This window comes from Viridibacillus sp. NPDC096237, from assembly GCF_050278625.1.
GTDB lineage: Bacteria > Bacillota > Bacilli > Bacillales_A > Planococcaceae > Viridibacillus.
Genome location: NZ_JBNNTI010000001.1, coordinates 203082 through 226994 on the forward strand (window position 1 = coordinate 203082; position 23913 = coordinate 226994).

Consider the following 23913-nt stretch of genomic DNA (forward strand, 5'->3'; position numbering starts at 1 on the left):
TTTTTACCCGCTTACCTTTCACGTATTGTTTGTAGGATATTCATTTTTTTCAAATTACGACGACTTGCCAGCCAAACAACAATCAACACAAAAAGATATACGCCAATTGCCTGTAGCTGCATTTCATAGGTGACAACCAGAGGAATATTCTGCCCGATTACGGTTTGAATAAACCATTCAAAGAATCGTAAGACCAAAATAAGTATCACTTCTGCGATCAATAGACCTTGTACCCCTAAAGCGAAGATCTGCCAGAAGTTTAGCGACATTAATTTCTTTTTACTTAGTCCTGCTGCGCCTAAAATTGCAAAGAGTTTCTGCTGTTTATCTCGCAAGATAAAGAAACTATTCAATAAGGATAAAATACTTATCAATGCGATAAATAGAATAAATATCATTAAAACACTTTGAAGATTTTGTGCGAAACTCGTATTATCTAGGCTTTGTTGCCTTGCATCCATCGTTCCTAAAATGTCATCTCCAAATGCACCGTACAATTTATTTAAAATCAACTCATCATTTTTTATATAAAACTGACTGATTTTTGTGTCGTCCAGCTTGCGGAAGCTTTTCTCACTTACAATCGCCACATGATCTGTCGCATTCATACTGCTATTAAAATAGCCTACGATGTCGAATCGTTTTCCATCCATCTGCACTCCATCTGATAAGTGATATTTTTTATACTTCTCATTCAGATAGACATTATTTCCTGCCTGAAGCCGTTTCATATCGATATTGCCCTTGATATTGAACCATTTCAAATCATCTTGATCATTTATGCCAATCAAATCATCAATCGATAGTTTTTTACCTTTATGCTTCACATTCAATGGCTCAAGCGAATAATTTTTCCACAAAAACTCTGCTTGTTCCACGTTATTTTCCGCTAAGTAGCTCTGAATCTCTGCTGTTTTTTCTTCATTTACGGTGATTTGTTGATCGAATTTCCAATTACTATAAATACCAGTAATAAAGTGCTGAACACCCGTTATCGCAGCGTAAATCAGTAATAGTGAAATAATGGCCAGCATCAATATGGCTTTCATCTCATTGACGATTCTTTCACGGTTTAAATGTTTGATAAGTTGCACAGAACTTTGCTTCGCATTTCCCAACATCCAAAAAATACCGAAAAATAGACTAATGCCCACTAGCACAAAAGTATAAATGGCGGGCTTAACAACACATGTAGCTACAAGTAATAGTAATAGTACAAAGAATGGTACCCACCCTTGTTTAATTTTCACTTGCTCTCGTCCTAAAATATAAGCCAATACGTCGGTTTTACGGAAGAGGCTCGTAATAAAGCCGTTTGCAATCACGATCGTCGCTAGTAATATGCCGTAAACTGCCACATAATAAATCCATCCCAATGGCAACAGACAGATACTCACGATCGCTAAGATGCTATAGATGATTGTCATCAAGACGATATTTTCTAGCCACATCAAAGCTGTCAGGCGACGTTTCTGTATACCGATAATGTTTAGGATTGATAGATAGTGTAACTTTCCAACGAAAGCCATTCGATAAAATCCGAACAAAATATAGGTAGACACTAACAGAATTACCGCATCGATGATCATCACCACGAGTTGGATCATCTGCATCTGTCCGATGGCCGAAACGTTTTCTCTGACGTTTTCAGTTTGATAAACATTTTTATATTTTTGCACTTTCAAATCAGTACCCGCCAATGTCGTGACATCTTTTTCGGATAATTGAAAGTTCTTTCGAAATTGGTCTTTGCTTACTAAAATATTGGCACCTTGTCCATCCTCTTTGGCAAAAAAATCACCATCAGCAATCGCCGCTACCTGATAGTCGAAGGGCATGCTGTATGTTTTTATGGTAATCATATCTCCCTTTTTAAGCTTATGCGCTTTAGCAAAAGAAGCAGATACCACAGCATCATTTCCCTTTAGCTCATAAACTTGGTCAAAAGGAAATACTTTGTAAAAGCCTTGATCGACCCCGTAAAAATTGACAAAGTTCACTTTGTTATTCTTTTCATGTACTCCATTGCTTTGTAAATAGGTCGTTTTATTTTTCCCAGTCCAGTCCTTTGCAAAGTCGTCCTCACTACGGAATTGATCGTGCTGCAGACGAACGATTTGGGTTACCTCTCCATATTGGTCATAGAAATGGGATTCTGTCTGTTTAGCAATGAGTTCATTTGCGCTGATACTTCCAAATAAGATGGCACAAATAATCGTCAAGGTAAACAAAGGACCTAAAAATTGCATCTTATGAAGGCGGTAATAAGACTTTAAAAATTGTCGATATATCTTCATATATATCCTTTCTTTGCTACTGATTTTTTAATAATACTTTTTCAATTTCTTCTGCAACTTGCGTTTCTGTATTCTTATAGGTTGTTGCAACTACCTTGACAACTTCTTTACGTAATTGCAATTGAATACTACCGATTGTTTCCCCAAACGCTTCCGTATTCTCGGTTTGTTCTTCAAATGCATCAGTAAATTTGGCATCTAACAAAGTACTTACATTTATAATCGGCAGTTTTTTCAACATCTTGATCATTGTTTTATCATTCATACCAGCACGTTGAGCTAATACTTCAAAATTATGCTCTTCCGTATTTTCCCCAGTCCAGATAGCTTGGATTTTTTCTGTTAGATGATCCTGTGCTTCTGCTTTTCCTTCATAGATAAATGCCTGCAACTGAATGAAAAGACCTATTTGATTTTGATTATCTGCACTACGTCCGTGACTTAAAATGAAGAATGGAATTTTAGCATTTTCATATTTCAGATTCGTATATACTGTCGCTTTCATAAGTTCCAATGCAGTTGTCAGAGGTTTCTCACTAACCTTTTGATCTACTTCAGCCAAATCATATGTTCTAAAATCATTCACACTTGACGAAAGTGGATGTAAGAACTTTCTTGTACGCAGCTTCTTGATATAGCCTTTGGCTATTTCCAGGAATTTTTCCTGCGCTTTACTTAAAGGATAATAATCATTTTCCACCTCAGTAGCTGCTTTTTCCTCAGTAAGTACGACCGCATAAGTATCCTCTTTTAGAAGCTTCTCAAATTCACTTTGCCATGCGTTTAAAGAGCTCAAGTCCCAAACTGCATGATGGGCATAAATATAAATTGTATGCGTACCATCTTCATTCATAAATACGACATGTTTTACCATGAGGCCAGGCGCTTCGAATAACTGAGAATACTGACTGATATTTTGCATTTTAGACTCAAGCAACGTACCGTTTTCTTTTGTACCTAATACAAAGTATGGAATTGGCCATTCAAACTCTTTGCTATAGGTTACAATATTATTTCCAGATTTATCTACTACTTGACGTAATGCTGGCTGGGTTGCAATCAATCTATTAAGTGTTTCTAAAATCTTCACTTTAGAAACGGATTCTTCAATCTGTACAACACAAGCACAAATAGGCAGTCCCTTATATTTCGTCTGTTTCAAGAAGATATTCTGTGCAAACGTAGCTGTTTCAGTCTGTACCACTTCTTCTGTCTGAATCGCCTTGTCATAACTTTGTATCACTTGAACAAAATCAACATCCTTGAATGTTTTCCTTTGCACCCATTCTAGATTATCTAGTTTGTTGTGATTTTTCACATGTTCAGTAAGTGCTTCAAAATAAGACAGCAATTCGCTTGAAAAAATATCAACTTGCGATTTATCAATCAGAGCACAGTTGTAAATAATATTAAAATGGAGCATACCATTACGAACACTTGCATTAACCATAAATGGTTTTAGCATAATATTATGCGGGTCGTTTTGAATACCAGTATCATATTCGGATTGTACGAAACTGCCAAATGATTCACTATCAAAATCGCCTAAATAGTTAAACAACACGTCCCCTTCTATAGCAGGAATAGCATTTTTACTATGTCGTAGTGGCAAATACATCGCACCACTATTTGGTACATTTCGAAGTTTGGATTTCACACCGCGAATAAAGTGCTCTATCTGGTGATGACGTGTGATCAGTACTGGATACATGCTAGTAAACCAGCCAACACTTTTATCTAAATCAAGTGATTTGTCTATTGTCTGTCTACCATGGCCCTCCAATTCCACTACAACATTTTCTTTGTGAAATGTGTTAGCAAATCCAGCAACAACACCGCTGACTAAAACATCATTCATCTCGGTATTATAAAGTCGATGAACATCTTTTAATAGCTGGCCTGTCAATTCTGGCGACAAGGTAATGTCTTGACTTTCCATTAACCAAGTAGTTTCAGACAGCACTTCCTCTGACCAAGTCAAAGTCGTACGGTCTGCGACTTGTTTCCAATAATCTCGTTCCAAATCAGCTTTTTCTGTTTGGACATACTCCTCTTGATGCGCTACCCACTCTGCATAACCTGCAGTTTTTTTCGGAAGTTCATATGCTATCCCTTGTTTTGCTGCTGGATAGATATGTACGAATTCTTCTAACAGGATTCGCCATGATACACCATCTATTATCATGTGATGAATACCTAAGAACAATTCGCTCTTTCCTTGATTACGGTATAAAACACCCACTACTAAAGGTCCTGTTCCTAAACGGATTTTCCGTTGGATATCTTCATTTTTCTGTGCGATGAAGTCAGCTTTTTCTGTTGCATCGACTTCACTGATATCGATTGTTTCAAATACGTAGAATGAAGCGATATCATCACAGTTTGAAATTACAGCTGATTGATTACCAACAGCAAACCTCAAACGGAGATTATCATGGACCGTTATCAATACTTCTAAAGTTTGTTTGATAGCATGTTCATCCAATACTTCATCAGCATGTAGCATCAAGCCTTGATTGAAGAAATCATTATTCGGGAATTTCCAGTCCACCCATTCTTTTTGCAAGGCGGAAAGCGGGATTTCACCTGTGTAGTCTTCTTGGCTCCAGATACGGCTCTGTGAACCCTTCATTTGTTTAGCAATAAGGTCCAATTGGCGATATTTGATGATATCCTCAATAGATAATCCATAGCCTCTATCCCGAATCGCGGGAATCAATCGCATCGCTTTGATAGAATCGCCGCCGATTTCAAAGAAATCATCGGTCCTGCTTAATGAAGTTTGGCCTACGATATTTTTTAGCACTTCCATCAAGATTGTTTCATTATCTGTCTGCGCTGCTCCCTGGATTTTTTTCACTTTCTGGATTTCAGGTAAAGCTCTACGATCTGTCTTACCATTTTTGTTTAAAGGGATTGTATCTAACTGCATCATTTGTGTCGGCATCATATAATTTGGCACTTTACTCCGCAATTCCTGTTTGACGGCTTCTAGATCCAGATGTTTGTCTGCCACTACATAACCCCATAACAATTTGTCTCCTGTGTTGAGCTGATGTACAACGACCACTGCAGATTTAATATGTTCAATAGTCTTCAAAACAGCTTCGATTTCGTTTAATTCTATCCGAAAACCACGGATTTTGACCTGTTCATCTACACGATCCATATATATTACATTTCCATCTTTTTTGAAATAACCGAGGTCTCCGCTTCGATACAACATGCCTTCACCAAATGGGTTTAGAATGAATTTTTCCTGCGTCAATTCTGGTTCATTCAAATAACCCTCAGACACACCTAGACCACCAATACATATCTCACCCGGTATCCCGATACCACACAATTGCATACCATCTAAGACATAAATATCTTTCCCCATAATAGAACTGCCAATTGGCAGTGTATCAAATGTCTCTGGTAATTCATAAGCAGTTGCAAATGTCGTCGTCTCAGTCGGACCATACATGTTGTAAATCGCAGTATTCGGTGCCATTTCCTTCGCTTTTCTCATATGTTTAATAGAAGCTTTTTCGCCCCCTACTAATAAATAAGCTAATGATGAAAATATAGTCGGTGTATCATCAATTAAGAAGTTAAATAGGGCAGTTGTCAGGAATATGCAGTTACTTTGACGTTCTTCAATTAGGTTAGCCAAACTTTTCGCATCGACTATGTCTGCTGTCGGCACTAATGTAAGCGTGCCACCAAATAACATAGTAGCAAATATCTCAAATGTCGTTGCATCAAAGGACATGGCACTCGTATGTAGCATGCGAATATGCTCATCGAACGGCACAAAACGGCCACCAAAAATAAAGGAAAGAATATTTTTTTGTGTAATTTGCACTCCTTTTGGTAAACCAGTTGTCCCGGAAGTATACATAATATAGGCTAAACCATCGATATGTTTGACTTTGCGTTTGCCACAGCTGATATTCTCAATCTCAATAACGTAGGTGCTCTCATTTTCTTTTAGGTAAAATTGTACATCACCATCTTCGAACAAGTATTGTTTACGTTCTTCTGGTAAATCTACATCTATCAACAAGTAGGCCATTTCTAATTCCAAAATCGCAAGAATGCTGACAATCGTCGCAATATTTTGCTCGGCAAAAACAGCTACCAAGTCACCTTTTTGGGCACCTTGATCACGTAGTCTCTGAGCCAATCCAGCCACTCTTTGTTCCAGTTCTTGATAGGTAATGGATCCTTCCTTATCATTCACCGCTTCTTTTCGACCAAATTTTTTGGCGATTTGACGAAATCTTTCTGCAATCGTAAATTGATGGAAATCTATCGTATGGTCTGATTGATTGAATTCATGCAGAATCTGCTCTTTTTCTTCCTCAGTAATCGGCGTCATATCTCCAACAGTAAGGGAGGTATCTGCAATCAATCGATTTAGAATCACTTCCATATGTTTGGACAACGTTTCGATCGTATCCTCATGGAATAAGTCGGTACGATACATGAAGTCTAATACATATGCGTCCCCTTCTCTTAAAACATCTAAGTTAAGATCAAACTTAGTGACCGATTCGATGGTCTTTGCTTCCCCAACGGTAATCCCCTCAATGGCAAATTCCATTGGGGCATTATTCTGAAAGGAGAACATTACATCAAACAAAGGATTTCTCGAGCTATCTGTTTCTATCTGCAATTCTTCAATCAAACGATCAAATGGATAAGCTTGATGCACATCAGCCAATAAAGTTTTTTGCTTGATAGTATCTAAAAGACTTAAAATCGTATCCTCATTCTTGAACTCGTTTTGTAATAAAATCGTATTTACAAATAAACCAAGCATACTTTCGGTTTCTTTATGGATACGTCCTGCTACTGGAACACCGATACGAATGTTACTTTGTCCACTTTTCTTTGCTAATAAAATCATAAAGGCAGTGGCAAAAACCATATAAGGTGTTAAATGATGTTTAGCTGAAAATGTGTCGATCAATTGACTACATTCCGCACCAAGTACTCTTTTTATAGAGCTCCCCTCATATTGCTGTTCCATTCCTCTTGGGTTATCATGAGGCAAATCAAAGATTTCTGGCATGTCTAAAATTTCTTTTTCCCAAAATGCTTTGGTCTCTTTAAAGTTATAGTTTTCGATCCATTCACTGTAATCTTTGTACTGCAAAATAGGTGTTACGACTTCTTCACCATTGTACAAGCGAGAAATCTCATCTATTAATACTGTTACACTAAATCCATCTGAGATAATATGGTGCATATCGAACAGCAGGTATTTACCATCCTGATTTTCATAAAGTTCAAGCCTTACTAGCGAATCTTTTTCCAAATCAAATGGTTTTACAAAATCCTCAAGAGCTTCTTTGATAGATTTTTGTCCTTGACGAACATTGAATTTCATCTTCTGAGGCTCTTGCACTTTTTGCATAGGAAGGCCATCCACGATGACAAAATTCGTACGTAAAATCTCATGTTTTTTAACTAATTTTGCGAATGCTGCTTCCAAACGTGCTAAATCAATTTCCCCCTCATAAGCTAAATACAACGGCATATTATATGCAATCGTAGCTGATGACTGCATAGTCTGAATCAAATATAACCGTTTTTGTGCAGAAGAAAGTGGATAGAACGATTGTAACGATACTTTTTCAATCGAAGGCAATTCCTTAGACACTTGGCTCTCCAAATATGCTGCTAAACTAGCAACTTGAAGATGGGCGAACAAATCACGTAAGCCAATATGGATATTCAATTGCTCCTTCACTCTATTTGCTACTTGCATCGCTTTTAAGGAATGACCGCCAAGTGCAAAGAAATCATCATATCTGCCAATTGGTTTTACCTGCAACACCTCTTCATAAATATCAATAAGAATTTCTTCCATTTCAGTTTCCGGCGGAACGACATCACGCTCTTCAGCTACGATTGAAGGCAGTGCTTTTGTATCCACCTTACCATTTTGGTTCAGCGGTAATTGCTCAAGTTGGTGCATATGATGCGGCAACATGTAACTTGGCAAATATTCAGCTAAGTCTAGATTAAAAGAGTCCAATGTATATGGCACATCAGATATGATATAAGCAACGATACTTTTTTCGTCGTTTTCATTTTCAACCACTTGCACAAAGGCTTCTTTAACACCCGTCAAACGGGTCGCCGCTATTTGTATTTCTAGTAACTCAATACGATAACCACGGATTTTCACCTGATCATCCAGTCGACCGATATATTCGATGCTCCCATCTGGTAGAAAACGTCCCAAATCACCACTATGATACATCAGACCTCCTCCAAATGGGTTTGGCACGAATTTTTCTTTAGTCAATTCAGGCATTTTATAGTATCCTTCTGCAATACCGTCACCTGCCAGACAGATTTCACCGACCATCCCTACACCAACGAGTTCCTTTCCTTGCATAATATAAGCAGCAGTATCACCAAGAGGATAACCAATCGATATACGGAAACTGTCTAATGTAATTGGAATCGCTGTCGAATAAGTGGTATTTTCAGTTGGACCATAAATGTTAGATAATTGGATATTTCGATTTTCTTCTAATAAACGCTTCATGTGCAGAGGTGAAGCTTTTTCGCCTCCAACATAAAGTTGCTTAATTGGGGCAAACAAACCGATCTGCTGATCTATCAAGAAGTTGAAAAAAGCTGTCGTAATAAACATGAAGTTGACCGATTCTCGCTGAATAATCGAATCGAGAATGTGAATATCCATCATCTCTTCTTTGGTAACCAGCACTAACTTCGCGCCGTGTAAAAATGCCCCCCAAATTTCAAAGGTAGCCGCATCAAAAGCCATCGAACCAGTTTGTAAAATAACAGTATCTTCATCTATAGTCGTAAAGGTTGGTTTTTCTACAAGATGCACGATACTGCTTTGGCGAATCACTACCCCTCGAGGACGTCCTGTAGTTCCTGAGGTATACATGATATAAGCAATTGGATCCTCATGTAAGATCGGCTGTTCTTTTTTTACACTTGTAGCAAAGACTTCACCTTTTTCGATTTTCACATGTGCTCCTACATCATTCAAAATGAGTCTTTGCCGTTCCATCGGTGCAGCTGGGTCTACCGGTACATAAACTGCTTCTAAGTATACAGTAGCGAGAATGGATAAAATCGTTTCTAAACTCTTATCGGCAACAATTGCTACTTTATCACCTTTTTGTACATCGTATTCCTGTAATGTCGCCGCTAATCTCTTCGTTTTTTCTAACAATTGGCCATAAGTGAAATATTCACCGTTTGTTACAAGGGCAATTTTATCTGGACTTTTATCTACTTCGCTTTTAAATAGTTCTTTTAAAGATGAGGGCAATTCAGTGGATGCCTGCCATTGATTAAATTCATCAAGAATTTGACTTCTTTCTTTTTCACTGACTGTATTCAATTTAGCAATTGACTGATTAACATTTTCACTAATAGCTGTTAACAATGTTGTACACTGCTCGAATAGATAAACGATAGTTTCCGGCAAGAACAATCCAGTATTATATAAAATTTCTAAAGAAAATCTTTCGTTAGACTCGATCACTTCAAATTGCAGATCAAATTTAGCAATCGTTTCATCATAGGCTTCTTCCAGCAACTTCGCACCATCTAATGAAAAACTTAGGTCATCCTCATTTTGATACGTATACATCACATCAAACATTGGATGTCTTGAAGAATCACTATTGACGCCTAAATCTCCCAGTAATTGTTCAAATGGATAATGTTGATAGTCGAACATCGTTGTAGTCATAGTTTTTAGTTCTTGTAAAAAATCACTATATTTTTGTTCTTTATCAACGTCTGCTCGAAGTACGACTGTATTTACAAAAAGGCCGATTAACTTTTCGGTTCCTTTTTGGCTGCGCCCTGCATAGCCTGTGCCCATCGTGATATCTTTCTGCATCGTATATTTGTGCAAAAGAATAAAAAAGGCCGAAGCGAAAACTACATAGGGCGTCGTCTCTAGTTCCTTAGAAACACGATAAATTGATTTATTAAATTCTTCCGTGAAAACATATTTTTCCTTTTTTCCTTTGTATTCTTGTATTTTAGGGCGTGGAAAATCAAGAGGAAATGCTAGTCTCTCCTCAAACCCTTCCAAATATTTCATCCAATATTCTTTTGTTACATCATCATCTTGCTGATTCATCCAGGCACTATAATCAGCATATTGTATTGGTAGTTCTTCTACTAATATTTCTTGATATAGCTGCTCCAATTCTTGGAATAATATTGAAAGTGACAGTCCGTCCGAAATAATATGATGCATATCAAAGAAGAAATAGTATGTATTTTCTGTCCTTTGTTGAATACCTAGTCGAATCAATGGTCCATTTTCCAAGTCAAATGGCCGGATGAACTTTTCCAATTCTATTTGCAAATCATCCTTAGATGCCGGGATCACTTCTACTTTTAAATCACAATAATCTGCAACACGCTGCATTACCTCTACTTCTTCTGTGTGGAAGGTTGTACGCAACACATCATGACGCATTCCAAGTGCTACAAATGCCTTTTGCAAACGAGCGACATCTATCTTACCTTCAAAAGCAAGTCCTGCTGGCATATTATATACTTTGGAACTACTGTCTTGTATTTGCTGAACTAGGAACAAACGTCTTTGGGCTGGAGATGCCAGATAATTTCCGGTTTTTTCTATTTTATTAATACCAGAATCGTTGTGAACTTCGCTCTGATCAATCACTGTTGCCAATTCACGTATGACTGGTGCCTTAAATAATTGACGAAGTGATAATTCAACGCCAAATGCTTGGTTGATACGTGTCGCTAACTGCATTGCTTTTAAAGAATGGCCACCTAAATTGAAAAAGTCGTCATTGCGACCAACACGTTCTACCTCCAGAGCTTCTTCTATTAAGCCAGCTAATATCTGCTCAGTTTCCGTTGTAGGTGCTTCATATTCTAAACTTTCAAATGTCAACTCTGGTAAGCTGCTAGTGTCTATCTTACCATTTAGATTTAATGGAAATTGATCTACTTGCAGAAACTGACTTGGCACCATATACTCTGGCAGTTTTTTACGTATATAAACTTTCACAGCTGCGATATCAATAGCTTCTGAATCGATTAGATATGCCCATAGGACATTGTCACCACGATTGTTTTTAACAAGACGGATAAACACATCTTCAATAGCCGAAAAAGTTTTCAATACTTCCTCTATTTCAGATATCTCAATACGGTAACCACGAATTTTTACCTGATTATCGATACGTCCACTATATACTATCTCTCCTTCTGCCGTATAATAGCCCATATCTCCACTGCGATATAGTTTTCCTTCTCCGAAGGGATTATCAATGAATTTTTCCTCGGTTAGTTTTTTGTTTTTAAAGTATCCGGTCGCAACGCCAAGTCCACCAATACAAATTTCACCTGTAACACCAATTCCCGCAAGTATGTCTTCTATTAAAATATAGACCTGTACATTTGGAATAGGTTTCCCAATAGGGAAAGAGGCTTTCTCCGTTTCATCTGCACGAACTGCATGATAGGTGGCACACACAGTGCCTTCCGTCGGACCATATGTGTTGTAAACTCTTTTCCCTTGCTGCAATAATGATGTTACATACTCCGGTTTCAGCACATCGCCTCCACTGATAATAATCTCGACATGTTCCAAAGCATTTTGCTGCGCTAATTCTTTCACCATTAAAGGCGTGCAGCTAATCATCGTAATTTCGGCATCAATAATGCTTTTAGTCAGCGCCTCAAAACTCATTGCCTCTTCACGTAGAAAGAGTACAACCGTTCCACCTGCCAAAAGTGTCGGGAAAACCTCTTCCACAAAAATATCAAATGCATAAGTTGCCTGTTGTAAGACTTTCGTCGTTGGATTCAAGCCAAAATAACTTTTACAAACCTGTGCATAATGGCTTAGATTTCCATGACTCACCACAACACCTTTGGGCGTGCCTGTAGTTCCTGAAGTAAAGAGGATATATGCTGGATCTCCCTCTTTTACTTTTGTCATCTGAAAAGTTTCATCTGAAAAGTTAACGTCTGATTTGTTTGATATGTCTACTCTTTCAATATCTCTTTCTATAGAAAAGACTGTCTCATCGCATAAGACAATCTTTGCGTCAATCTCATTCAGAATGAACGCCTTTCGATCATCTGGTATCGTAATATCTAACGGTACGTAAGCCGCGCCTGCTTTCAAAGTCGCTAAAATAGCGATAATCTGCTTATACCCGCTTTTCACATGAAGTGCCACATATGTACTGGCGGCGCCCAACTCATTCAACTGCTCTGCAACAGCTGTGCTTGCCAAATCTAATTCCTGATATGTAATTCTATGTTGTTCATATTCCAGTGCAACGGCATCAGGATTCTCTTTTACACGTTCCTTAAAAAGTTCCACGACAGAAAAAAAGGCTGTTTTTTCCATTGGATGATTGAACTCGGTTAAAATCTTCTGCTTTTGCTTTTCATCACATAAAGGCAACTCTTTCAGTTTTTGTTCTGAATCATTGATTCCTGATAAAAGCAGTTCCACGATTTGATCATGCATAGTGAGAATACTTTCTTCTGTGAATTTATCCACATGATAATCATATTCAAATTTTAAAGTGCCACTGCCTATCCAGTCATTAATATTGATAGATAAACTTTCTGGTTGAACCCCACAATGATACCATTTAATTTTTCCGGCTTCATCTTCATTATCTACCGCGACATTTTGATAACTTAAATACACATCATATAAAGCACCTTTAAATTGATTCTTTTGTGCACGTAATTCCTCTAACACTTTTGTAAAATCGACTTTCATACGCCTAATTGATCCAAAAAGCATTTTTTGTGTATTTTCTAAAACCGATGCAAATGTGTCCTCCTGTGGTACAGGGATATTTAATCCTACTGTATTTACAAACATCCCCATAGTCTTTTCTTCTGCTTTTCTACGATTTAATAAAGCAGTTCCAATACAAAACTTTTCTTGGTCTTTAATTCTTCCAAGATATACTGCTAAAGCTCCTAAATATATGCAAAAAACAGAATATCCTGTTCGTTTAGAAAAAGCATTGATTTTTTTCATTTGTTCTTCGGTTGTATCAATAGCAAAACGTTTTGACACAAAAGAAGTGCTTTCCTTATCGATAAGAAAAGTTCCCTCTGAAAAGTCCGTAAAAGTATTTTTCCAATACTCTATATCCTTGCGTGCTCGTTCAGAATCGTAGTATTCATACTCTTTTTCTATATGCTCTCTAAACTGATTTTCCGGATTCGACACTGTTTTCTCATGGTTTCGATTCAAGACCAGCGCCACAAAGCGTTTCCAAATGTTACCTACAGTCCAACCATCTCCTGCGGCATGATGTATCTGAACAATAATTCCATAAGTATTTGCACCTGCTCGTATCGGCAATATCTGTACTAACTGTTCATTCGGAATTTTATTATAGGCCAATTCCTGTGCATATTCTTCCATATCTTGTGAAGAATCAAACACTAATACTTCCGTCGAAAGCTTGATCTCCTCTACTGGCAAAATCACCTGATATACTTCTCCATCATTTTCCACTAGACGCAATCTAAGGCTGTCATTTTCTACATATAGTTGTTTAATAGCTTCAAATAATTGTTGGTCACTGACATCCCCCTCATTAAAACTACTAGTTGTCAAATTAGCAGCGCTTCCTCCAGTATATTTCTCCATCTGCAATACTTGTTCTTGTTGTTTTGTTAATCGATTCATAACTTTACTCCTTCAATTTACCTGGTCCTATTAATTAAGTTGATATTATCTTTTTAATAATTTTATTCATTTGATCTTCGGCTTGATAAATAAAGAAATGCCCACCCATTATTTCTTTAAATGAACATGATCTAATATAATTTTCCCATGCATATATTTCTTCTTTTGTATATTTATCTTCTGACCCGTACATGATGGTTGCAGAAATGGGCAATTTAGGGGTTGAATCTGCTTGATACTTACTAAGTGCGATTAAATCTGCTTTTATAATTGGGAAATAAAAATTCTGAAACTCTTTATTATCCAATAACTCATTGCTGGTTCCACCTAATTCCTTAAGATAAGTATATAATTCTTCTTCAGGGATTGAGGTAATCGGCTCTCTTTGCTCCATATGCACCGTTGCACTTGCGCTTAAAAATAAATGCTTTGGTACTGGCATCCCTTTTTCTATAAGGCGTCGTGTTATTTCATAACATATAATTGAGCCCATACTATATCCTAGCAATACATATGGTTCTCCATTAAATATCCCAATTTTACTCATTTCTTCTAAAATATCATCTGCTATTTCTCTTAGGGAATTAAGCAACGGAAGTTGTATACGCCTCCCGTGTCCCGGATAATCCAAGGCGTATGTTTGCATAGACTCTGCCAACAATGCACTTATATTCTGAAACATCATGCTATTCCCCCCAGCGCAAGGCAACATTACTACTTTCATAAATATCACCTCCTTTTTACATTTTCCCTTAACTTGGATAGGCTACACTAAAACGGCTATTGATGGCGAATGATATTTTAAAGCAAGCAGCGCAGATCATGGGACGAAAATAGTTGTGATTCGAAACAGCTTTACAACTATTCGGGATCAGCAATGTGTGACGTCCTGTACATGCCCAAAAGAACGTATTACTATCAGTGAGAATTAGGCTATTAAAGCTGAAGAAGTTGCGCTCGCGGTAGACATTGAACGTATTTTAAAGAAAGCCGAAACAACTACGGTACACGTAAAATAAAAATGAAAAAGATTGTGTCTCGTCGTCGAATTGGTCGTATTGTAAAATAGTTGGGTTTAGTATTGAACTACACAGTATCGCAATATAATCCACACAATCAAACATGTAATGAAGCATTCGCCATTGTCGTGAGTTATTTGACTTACGTTCGCATATAAAAAAACGGAACTATGGTTGCATTCCTTATAACTTAATTTGTCTAATTTAGACTAACGCACCATTATCCGTCATTTCAAGATAGGAAATACGACATCACCCTTTCGGCATTCCGACAGCTTTTATCATTCCTTGTTGAAAGTACTCTAAAGAGATTGAGGTACTTCTATAATAGAAATAGGTATTATAACCACATGAAGTTCATCTAACACACTTAAATTATGTTAATTACCTTTTTATCATTTACTTTATCTAGCATATAAAAAACTAGGTATTTTACCCTATATAATTTTATTATACAGCACATATAATTTACGTTAATTACCTTTTTACCATTTATTTTATAGGATATATGATTCATAATGAATATATACTGAATGTTTTTGTCACAACAAAAGGTTGTTTGTATAATGCAACACAATGAGTCCTGACCATTAAAATGAAAGAACCAATTACAACGAATCAACATTTACATCTGTCTTTTCAGCAACAGCTTATTCAATATATCAATGTTGCTTATTTTAAGCTTTGATATAATCGATGATTTATAAGATGGTGATGTCGATACAATTTGGTGTTAGGACATGGTATTCAGGTAAAATGGAGTTATTGCGCTTCTGTTTGTTGCAAAATAAGTAGTATTAAAAAGCTCAAGTCGCTATAAATGGGAGTCAGCTTGTTTTGATTATGTAAATTAAAAACGATATTATGGACTTAAAATACTGGAATGAAAAAAATGTTATTGTCTATAAAAAAAATTCGTTATCGATTCTTATTTTATTTTTTCAGCCATCAACCTTTGCAGTACACCCTCATGATTACTACGCAGGTAATACGCAGTCAATCGATATTCCATTAATACAACAAGCATTAATTGACGGCCGTGTGATTCAACATGCACCTCCGATTAAAAACTTTTTAAGGCTTTAGTATTTGTAAAGCAGATTAAAATGTACGAAGAAGACCCTTTATATGTAAAAAATATAATGAAGTGAGGTTTGTCAAATGATGAAATCCATTCAATACTTACAAGAAAGTCCAGCGTCCGTTCAACTTTCAAAGAATAATAAACTTTCTGTAGTTGGTGTAACAGCACTACAACTAAAACCGAGGCTGTCTAAGCATATGATAGTGCTGTATGCTTAGACAGCCTCGGTTGGCGACCGTTTTAATCCCCCTCCGTTCGTTCATCACCTTGTTAACGCTTTATATCACCGTTGGAAGTTATGTACTTTACATCAGCTACAGTTCTCCTATTATTGGGATACAAATCGAAAAACAAGACAATCGATGGATGATTGAGCAATTCGAATATCCTGTTTGGGCACAGATGCATCAAATAAAAAAAGGTGACGTATTAATTGCAGTCGACGACGTCTCTCTTTTTCAATTGGAGCACATTACACGAGACGGGATTATTCGATCCGCTAAAACATTAACTGTAATGGACGCTGCAGGAAACATTAACGAAATTGATGTTTTGTATCCTGAATTGCCTTATTCATTTTCACATTTTTTTATTTTACCTGTAATTTACTTTTTTCTTATGTTGTCATTAGCAATTTATTTATATAAGCAGCAAAGTAACAATGTCGCTTCACTGAATATCTTAATTTATTTTTTGCTAACGGTATCCCTTGCATATTGTAGCGTCGGTGTATCCATCCAACTACATCCCGTAGGAAGTATTATCAATAGTACATGCTTATTCTTATGTCTTGGCCTACTCATTAACTTTTTACAAAAGTATTTTGCGTATTTGCACATACCATGGCGATTTAATAAAAACATTTGGATATTATATGTCATCACTGTGAGCGTTTTCCTAGTGTCTATGGTTGAAATCTTTAATTCGGCAATTTTCACATTGAATATGATTATTATATTGGTGCTATTTGTTGTGCTGATTTTTTATATTTTAATCATTCTCGCAACTTCGTATGCTCGCGAGCGAATCATTCAGTTTCAAATACTTTTTTGGTTTATCATTCTACCGTTTTTGCCTTTTATCATTTTTTATGTACTGCCTGAATTATTATTCCAACAAGCGATTTTAAGTGCATCGACATGCACTTTATCTTTACTATGTATTCCTTTTACGTTCATCTTTATGCAAATGACGGAACGTTTATTTGAGGTTAACTATTATATTTCTCGTTTACGTTACTATGTTTTGTTTGCTGGTGGTATGACAATTTGGCTAATGATTGGTATTAACTCGTTTTTATCAGTTTCGATTCGCACTATTATTGGTATTGCCCTTTTTATTTTCATTTCTATTTTAGTGCTGTTATATGTTAAAGAGAAAATTGATTATGTGAATCGCAAAGTACTGTTTTCTACGAACGGCAATAATATTCATTTTCTTTATTCGATCATTGATAAAATCGGAAAAGAAACTAAAATGGAAGCTTTGTTTACCACACTTTGCGAGCAACTTATGAAGCAACTAGAAATGAGCACCGTGTATATCGTGCAATATGATGAGGAAACAGAACAGATTTCCCTGGCTAATGTACAGACTGAGGCGAATACTCATCACCTCCAAATAACGCCAGAGGATGTACAACAACTACAAGTTGGAGAAATCGAGAAATGTCCAACGTTCTACGTCGCTTGCTTACATCAAAATATAAAAACGAAATACTTTTTAATTTTAAGTAACAATTCCAAAATCCATTTGAAGAAGGAAGAACTGCTTTGGTTAGAATTGTTACTTCATTACATCGATAATTTCGTTGAAAATACTCAGCTTGTCGAGGGTTTATTGTTGGAGTTAAAGCAAGCAAAGGAAGGACAAAACTACCCTACTTGGTTGCATAAGCTTCTTTGGTTACAGCTTGAAGAAGTAAAAAGTCAGCTTGGTCAAGAGCTCCATGATACGATTTTACAAGAGCAAATCTTTTTAATTCGCGAACTGGACAACTTACTTTATGAGCGTGATTCCGATCCCATGCAGCAAAAAATATTACAACTTCATCAGCAACTAATTACAGTAAATGTCCAGTTGCGTCAATACTGCGAGCAACTTAAGCCCCCTCTTCTCCAAATGCTTGGTTTGGAAGCAGCACTGACGAAATTATTTAATCAGATCGAAAATAGAGCTCACTTCACTTTAATGCATTCTATTAAATCGTTACAGATAGATGACGATGAGATGTCGTTACTCATTTATCGTTTAATTCAAGAAATGCTAAACAATGCACTAACGCACTCCAAGGCAACATATGTGAAAATCGAGCTTCGTACTTTAGCACAAGGCTTTCATTTATTTTATATGGATAACGGGGTTGGCTGTCACTCAGAAGAATTGTATTTATCTGGGACGATGGGGTTGATTGGCATGAAGGAACGTGTTGCCGCATACAAAGGGACGATGGTAATTGAATCATACCCTGATGAAGGTATGCAGATTGATATTACGGTAGGAGGCTAAACCATCCATGATAAATATTTTAATCATCGACGACCATCCAATTGTGTTAGAAGGTAGCAAAAATCTATTTAATAATATCGATGATATGCGAGCGAATACGGAAAACGATCCGACAAACATTCCAGAAATCGTCCGAACAACGCCATACGATGTTTATTTAATTGACATTAATATTCCAGGTACAAGTGGCATTGACGTTGGAGCTACAATTCGCTCGCTCCAACCTAACGCAAAGATTATTTTGTATACAGGCGATCAGATAGAAGATTACTACTCACTTATCGTGGAAAAAAAAATTCATGGGCTTCTTTCGAAAACGGTCACAAAAGAGCACATACTTCGGACAATACGTGTAACAATGTATGGCGAGATTGTCTTGCCTACGAGCTTCGTCGATTACGTTCAGCAACTAGGTCAACCTCAAATTTCGAAGCAACCCCTACTTTTAAATACTCGTGAGAAGAAAATTTTGCAATTCGTCGTACAAGGCTATACAAATAGTGCGATTGCTCTCGAAATTGAAGTAACACCACGTACGGTTGAACGCAACTTATCACGGATTTATCACTTATTAAATGTTACCACTCGAACAGAAGCCGCTCTTATGGCGAAAGAATTAAAATTAATTGATTAGATAAATGCATTTATCCAAAAAGAACGTACCCTATAGAGTGACACTTGAAAAGTCTACTTTATAGGGTATTTTCATTTATATTGAGAGAAACAGTAACTCAGATCATCATAACGTGTGATAAAATAATTAGTAAAATTGAAATAAAAATGATTATTGCTAATCCCTATGTGCGGAAAGTTAATGAGAAAGACATTAATTCTAAAGGCTTATTACGAGGTATTGCATTTTGAAGATGAAGTAACAATGGAAATCGCTTCTGAAGGGCTGCTTATTAAACCTGTTCATTAGTACAAATGATTTTATAGAACATCTTTTAGAGAGCTTAATCGCAAAGGAATTAAGTAGTCAGGAACTGATCTATCAATTTAAAGGGGCTAAAAATAATGAGGACTGGACATCTTTTTTAAGCCACTAATGCTTCAGACACTGTATAATAGAAGAAACTCACTTTAAAACGGATGCGATACGATGGAAACGATACGAATACCTGCCGAATCCGAGGCTATTAAATAGATGAAAAAGAACCGGCGCTGCTATGAAAATGCAGCTGAAACCGTAACATCACTTATTTTACAAAACTCAACTCTCTCTCCTTCGTAATATGTAACTACATGCAGTGTATCAAAGAAGCAATTTGCTATGGAACACATCGAACATGAATTACTACCAATCCATTCTACACGACACACTCATGCGGTTATGTACCTTGAAGCTGGCGTAGCCATGAAAGAATTCCAAGAAGATTAGGAAACGGATCCACCCTAATTACATCGGATACTTTTTCTCACGGTACCTAAAAAATGGAAAATAAATCAATTGAGAAATTCGATGAATACATGCAGAGAAAATCAGCAAAATAATAATCGTAAAAATTCCGCGGGCAAATTGTGGGCAATCACAATATACTTGCCCACACCAAATATATGTGTGGACAAATAAAAACCCGTTGAAGCTTAGAGCCTCAACGGGTTTAACTATTAATACATTTTCAAGTATTGGTCACGTTCCCACGGGTGTACTTGTGTGCGGAACAAGTACTATATATTAATATAAGATAAACATACATAAAGAACCTTGATATATCAAGGTTTCTAGCATATATCTACTCATCGAAAATCATGCAACCTCATTAAACCGTGGTAAGTTTGTGGTATGGATTTATGAGCACTCGTGGTAAGTCTTAAAGATGTCTTCAATAAATGAAATTCAAATTATTTTCAGCGACATACAATATCGAGTACTTTATCCTCAACAGTATATCTTTTAGAAGAAACTAAAAAAGAGCGATAGATAGCACTATCGCTCTTTATCATATTTTAGTCCCAAACGCATCTTAACTTCCTCGTTCACCTTATTGCGTAAAGCTACTTTTGAATAACGTTTTTCCTTATCATTCCCTCGTGTTTTAACAAAATAAGCAACGAAGTATTCATCAATATCTTTAGTTTCCTCCATTACCTTCATGCCATGCATACCTAATGTTCTGTTAACATCCCTTAGGTCTTTGAATAAGTTTTTTAACTCTTCTTCAATCCAAGCTTTAAAAGCAAAATCCGCTTTCAAGTTATCCATATGCTTTTTATCCCGCTCTAAGGTACGTATTGTAAGTCCTAGTATTATTGCATTATGTACTTGAGCTTCAGCTTCGTAATTAATCATACGACTTCTCGCTCCTTATAAATAACAGGAACAGCCGCAAGAACATTCTCTATAATGAAAGTACGTTTGGCATTCTTCACGAAGCAATAAGCTTGAAATGAATTTGCTGTCATTTTAATGACTTTTACACGCCTTTTAGTTATCTCTCCACCTTTCGACATATACATTAAATCAATAAGCTGATTGCGTTGCATTGCTTTTAAAAGCTGTTCCTTCATGATGTTCACTCCTTTTATAACATTGTACAGAACAAACGTTCTTATTACAAGTAAAAAATAACCAGATGGCTGTTGAAAGCAATCTGGTCAATCTATGTATTATTTCTCTGCTGTGATAATTCGTTCGATATTTGTTAAATCTATATGACGTCCATCTTCTAATTCCACGCTACTATCCCCTTGTTCTTGAGCTTCTAAAATATTTATGTTTGTCTCAAATTCCAACTCTCGCCCGTATAGATAGTAAATCAAAACTCCATATTTTTTTCTGGTTGGCGCTCTCATCCTATCACCTCACTTTTAGAGATATGAGTTCTATAAAATCTCTATAACCCCTTCATTTTATATAAAATAATTGGAAATAAAGTTATTTTTATACGTAAAACCATTGACTTTGCATACTAGTACTAGTATAATTAAGATATAGAAAGGAGGTGAACAAGTGGGATACTTAGACATAGCTTCAATACTAACCGCACTACTTGGCTTAGCAAAGTTTCGAAAAATCTGGCACGATGGAACGAAAACTAAGCAAGAAGCCAAGAAAGTACAGTTAGAAAACAGAAGAACAAGAAGAGGGGGTTAATCCCCTTCCTCTTTTCTAAGTATACCATTTGAGCTTATGAAAATCCTGATACTTGTTTTAATCATTGTTTTAGTCGCTCTAACATTTGTTTATGCAAGAAAAGCCTATTGGAAATCTAAACTTAATAAAGCTAAAAAGGAGCGTGACAGCCTTGTCAAAAAACCCTCAAACAGAAGCGAATAAAAAATGGCAGGAGAAAAATAAAGAGCGCGCTAAATATACCAGCGCACGCGCTAGGGCTCGAAGTTTCATTAAAAACCATGCTGAAGAAGAAGATTTAATTGAGTTCCTACAATTAATTCAAGAACGTAAAGCTTCTCTAAATAATGAAGAATAACTTTTGAGGGCGTTTTTGCCCTCTTTTTTTATGCTATAAAAAAATCCTATTAAGGATGAAGTCTTTTCTTTACTTCCCCAATCCACCGTTAAATGTTACAGACGAATAAATAACTTTATTATTTACACAGATACGAGGTAATAGTATATATTATTTGTTATAATAATCCATAAAACAAGTAAGAAAGTTGGTGCTTTATTGGATGAATGGAAAACGCGGCCTACACTATTGAAAGATTGGCCAGCAGAAGTTGATTATATATTAGCGATAGATGAAAATGGAATCTCTGATTTAAAAGGAGTTATCGAGGCAAAAGATGATTTGCTTCAGTGGTTTACCATTACTGGTGTTTTGCTAAATAGAGAAGAGTTTTCGGGATTTAAAACAAAAATAACAGAACTAAAAATGGAATTTTGGAAAGATGGATTATTCAAATCTAAAAGAGTTGTATTCCATTCGAGAGATATAAGAAAAAAGCTAGGCCCTTTCAATCCTAAATTAATCGATTATGATAAATTTTTAAAGAATCTCAATTCTATCATTAAAGAAGAGAATTATACTATTTTTAGTTCTTCTATTGATAAGTTTGCACATATAAGGCAGTATATAAACCCTTACCCTGTTTACGAACTCTGTCTAGAGTTCATATTGGAGAGATATTCTTTTGTACTGAAAGAAAAAGGGAAAAAGGGTTTGATCGTAATGGAATCAAGAGGGTTAAAAGAAGATAAAAAGCTGTTATCTACTACTATTAAGTTATTAGATAACGGTAATTGTTATCATGATTCAGATGATCTAAAACGAATTCAAGGATTGTATTTTAATCCTAAAAGAACAAAAAACAGAAAACTCTCCTTTCCACAATTAGAACTTGCGGATCTAATTTCCTATTATATTTATCGTTCAATAAAAAACGAATCAAAAACGAATGATTTCGTAAATATCGAAAACAAGTTATATAACTTTCCTCATTATAAAGGTTATGGAGTAAAAGTTTTCCCAAAAAAATCTAATATATTTTAGGAGTGGACAAATTTGAATAAAATTCAAATCAACGGCGATACTAAAAAAAAGAAAGAATCAATAATAGCTGAAAAAAAAGAAAGGATAGAACAATGGAAAGAAATAAAACTTGAAATATCGTCTAATTTTATTGATGATAGAGAAACTGTAAAAGCTATACAAATAAACTCTGGTGAAATTTTCGAATGCTTTATTGGTGAAAATATTGGCGAGGAGCAATGTAAGACTAGACCTGTTTTAATCTTATCTAAAACATTTTATAATAATAACTCAACTCAAGTATTAATTGCCCCTCTATCAACAACTATAAAAACAAAAAAATACACAAAGGGGGGAAATATAAAAACTCGATTAAGTACTCGAACTCATTTATTACTAAAAAAAGATAATTTCAGCTTTTTAAAGGAAGATTCTGTAGTTAAATTTGAACAAATACGTAGCGTTAGCAAAGTAAGGTTCACTAATAAATTAGGTTCTATTGATGAAAAAACACTTAGTGTAGTCAAAAATCGTATTAAAGATTTATTTGACATTTGTCAATGAAGTGCTATACTACTAGTAGTAATACATATTTTGCCTGTCCAGACACAGGCGCTTGACACAAATTAAGGTTTGAGGTTAGCTCAAACGTATGCTGGATGGCATATGTAGGTTTGTGGTTTTTCTTAGGGTCCTTGAGGCCCTTTTTTATTTTCCTTACAACTAAATCAATAAAAAAAGCCCTGTCATCCTTTTGAATGACGGGGCTTTGTTACATATTGTATATCTAATTAGTACAAAAACATTGCATGAGACGAATCGAGAAATCACTTTATGGGTAGTTGTCCATCTCGAATCG

At 36.0% G+C, this 23913-nt stretch carries 14 protein-coding genes and 1 pseudogene; 9 read left to right on the forward strand and 6 right to left on the reverse strand.

The genetic code is table 11. From position 1 onward, the window contains the following. Nucleotides 1-11: 11 nt before the first annotated feature. From ACQKMD_RS01035 to ACQKMD_RS01045, 3 genes are read right to left on the reverse strand one after another with little or no spacing between them, the layout of a single operon-like run. Nucleotides 12-2297, reverse strand: a complete 2286-nt coding sequence (locus ACQKMD_RS01035; protein ID WP_427748687.1) for an FtsX-like permease family protein — start codon at nt 2295-2297, stop codon at nt 12-14. 16 nt (nt 2298-2313) lie between these two features. After that, complete coding sequence (locus tag ACQKMD_RS01040) at nt 2314-14007, reverse strand: amino acid adenylation domain-containing protein (RefSeq protein WP_427748689.1); 11694 nt, start codon at nt 14005-14007, stop codon at nt 2314-2316. A gap of 34 nt (nt 14008-14041) precedes the next feature. After that, nucleotides 14042-14731, reverse strand: a complete 690-nt coding sequence (locus ACQKMD_RS01045; protein ID WP_427748691.1) for a thioesterase II family protein — start codon at nt 14729-14731, stop codon at nt 14042-14044. Between the two features lie 255 nt (nt 14732-14986). On the opposite strand from ACQKMD_RS01045, the pseudogene ACQKMD_RS01050 reads away from it, so the two are divergent. The 5 genes and pseudogenes from ACQKMD_RS01050 to ACQKMD_RS01070 form a co-directional block, all read left to right on the forward strand. Further along, nucleotides 14987-15181: pseudogene (locus ACQKMD_RS01050) on the forward strand (hypothetical protein); the annotation flags it as partial. A gap of 709 nt (nt 15182-15890) precedes the next feature. Further along, nucleotides 15891-16112 (forward strand): hypothetical protein, encoded by a 222-nt coding sequence (locus ACQKMD_RS01055; RefSeq protein WP_427748693.1) that lies wholly within the window; start codon nt 15891-15893, stop codon nt 16110-16112. A 75-nt stretch (nt 16113-16187) separates the two neighbouring features. Further along, on the forward strand, nt 16188-16328 hold the full coding sequence (locus ACQKMD_RS01060) for a hypothetical protein (RefSeq protein WP_427748694.1): 141 nt from the start codon (nt 16188-16190) through the stop codon (nt 16326-16328). After that, nucleotides 16321-18618, forward strand: a complete 2298-nt coding sequence (locus tag ACQKMD_RS01065) for an ATP-binding protein (RefSeq protein ID WP_427748696.1) — start codon at nt 16321-16323, stop codon at nt 18616-18618. The genes ACQKMD_RS01060 and ACQKMD_RS01065 overlap by 8 nt, the downstream gene beginning before the upstream one ends. A 7-nt stretch (nt 18619-18625) precedes the next feature. After that, nucleotides 18626-19252 carry a response regulator transcription factor gene (locus ACQKMD_RS01070; protein WP_427748698.1) on the forward strand — a complete coding sequence of 209 codons (627 nt, stop codon included), beginning with the start codon at nt 18626-18628 and terminating at the stop codon, nt 19250-19252. 1296 nt (nt 19253-20548) lie between these two features. On the opposite strand, the gene ACQKMD_RS01075 is transcribed toward ACQKMD_RS01070, so the two are convergent. From ACQKMD_RS01075 to ACQKMD_RS01085, 3 genes are all read right to left on the reverse strand, one after another. Continuing rightward, on the reverse strand, nt 20549-20911 hold the full coding sequence (locus ACQKMD_RS01075) for a hypothetical protein (protein WP_427748699.1): 363 nt from the start codon (nt 20909-20911) through the stop codon (nt 20549-20551). Continuing rightward, nucleotides 20908-21129: a transcriptional regulator gene (locus ACQKMD_RS01080; RefSeq protein ID WP_427748701.1), complete on the reverse strand. Its 222-nt coding sequence runs from the start codon at nt 21127-21129 to the stop codon at nt 20908-20910. Before ACQKMD_RS01080 ends, ACQKMD_RS01075 begins: the two co-directional genes overlap by 4 nt. A 99-nt stretch (nt 21130-21228) precedes the next feature. After that, nucleotides 21229-21414, reverse strand: a complete 186-nt coding sequence (locus tag ACQKMD_RS01085; protein ID WP_427748703.1) for a hypothetical protein — start codon at nt 21412-21414, stop codon at nt 21229-21231. Nucleotides 21415-21571: 157 nt separating this feature from the next. Between ACQKMD_RS01085 and ACQKMD_RS01090 the strand changes: the two genes are divergently transcribed. The 4 genes from ACQKMD_RS01090 (at nt 21572) to ACQKMD_RS01105 (ending at nt 23618) form a co-directional block, all read left to right on the forward strand. Continuing rightward, on the forward strand, nt 21572-21715 hold the full coding sequence (locus ACQKMD_RS01090; RefSeq protein ID WP_427748705.1) for a hypothetical protein: 144 nt from the start codon (nt 21572-21574) through the stop codon (nt 21713-21715). Nucleotides 21716-21866: 151 nt separating this feature from the next. Then, nucleotides 21867-22052, forward strand: a complete 186-nt coding sequence (locus ACQKMD_RS01095; protein ID WP_427748706.1) for a hypothetical protein — start codon at nt 21867-21869, stop codon at nt 22050-22052. Between the two features lie 198 nt (nt 22053-22250). Then, nucleotides 22251-23075, forward strand: coding sequence for a hypothetical protein (locus ACQKMD_RS01100; protein WP_427748708.1), 825 nt, complete (start codon nt 22251-22253; stop codon nt 23073-23075). 12 nt (nt 23076-23087) lie between these two features. Next, complete coding sequence (locus ACQKMD_RS01105) at nt 23088-23618, forward strand: type II toxin-antitoxin system PemK/MazF family toxin (RefSeq protein ID WP_427748709.1); 531 nt, start codon at nt 23088-23090, stop codon at nt 23616-23618. Nucleotides 23619-23913 lie beyond the last annotated feature (295 nt).

Bases quoted from the DNA above. Each gene is read 5' to 3' on its own strand.
- ACQKMD_RS01055 (WP_427748693.1), top strand. From the start codon at position 15,891: ATGGACTTAAAATACTGGAATGAAAAAAATGTTATTGTCTATAAAAAA.
- ACQKMD_RS01040 (WP_427748689.1), bottom strand. From the start codon at position 14,007: ATGAATCGATTAACAAAACAACAAGAACAAGTATTGCAGATGGAGAAA.
- ACQKMD_RS01035 (WP_427748687.1), bottom strand. From the start codon at position 2,297: ATGAAGATATATCGACAATTTTTAAAGTCTTATTACCGCCTTCATAAG.
- ACQKMD_RS01060 (WP_427748694.1), top strand. From the start codon at position 16,188: ATGATGAAATCCATTCAATACTTACAAGAAAGTCCAGCGTCCGTTCAA.
- ACQKMD_RS01075 (WP_427748699.1), bottom strand. From the start codon at position 20,911: ATGATTAATTACGAAGCTGAAGCTCAAGTACATAATGCAATAATACTA.
- ACQKMD_RS01080 (WP_427748701.1), bottom strand. From the start codon at position 21,129: ATGAAGGAACAGCTTTTAAAAGCAATGCAACGCAATCAGCTTATTGAT.
- ACQKMD_RS01070 (WP_427748698.1), top strand. From the start codon at position 18,626: ATGATAAATATTTTAATCATCGACGACCATCCAATTGTGTTAGAAGGT.
- ACQKMD_RS01045 (WP_427748691.1), bottom strand. From the start codon at position 14,731: ATGAAAGTAGTAATGTTGCCTTGCGCTGGGGGGAATAGCATGATGTTT.
- ACQKMD_RS01065 (WP_427748696.1), top strand. From the start codon at position 16,321: ATGCTTAGACAGCCTCGGTTGGCGACCGTTTTAATCCCCCTCCGTTCG.
- ACQKMD_RS01085 (WP_427748703.1), bottom strand. From the start codon at position 21,414: ATGAGAGCGCCAACCAGAAAAAAATATGGAGTTTTGATTTACTATCTA.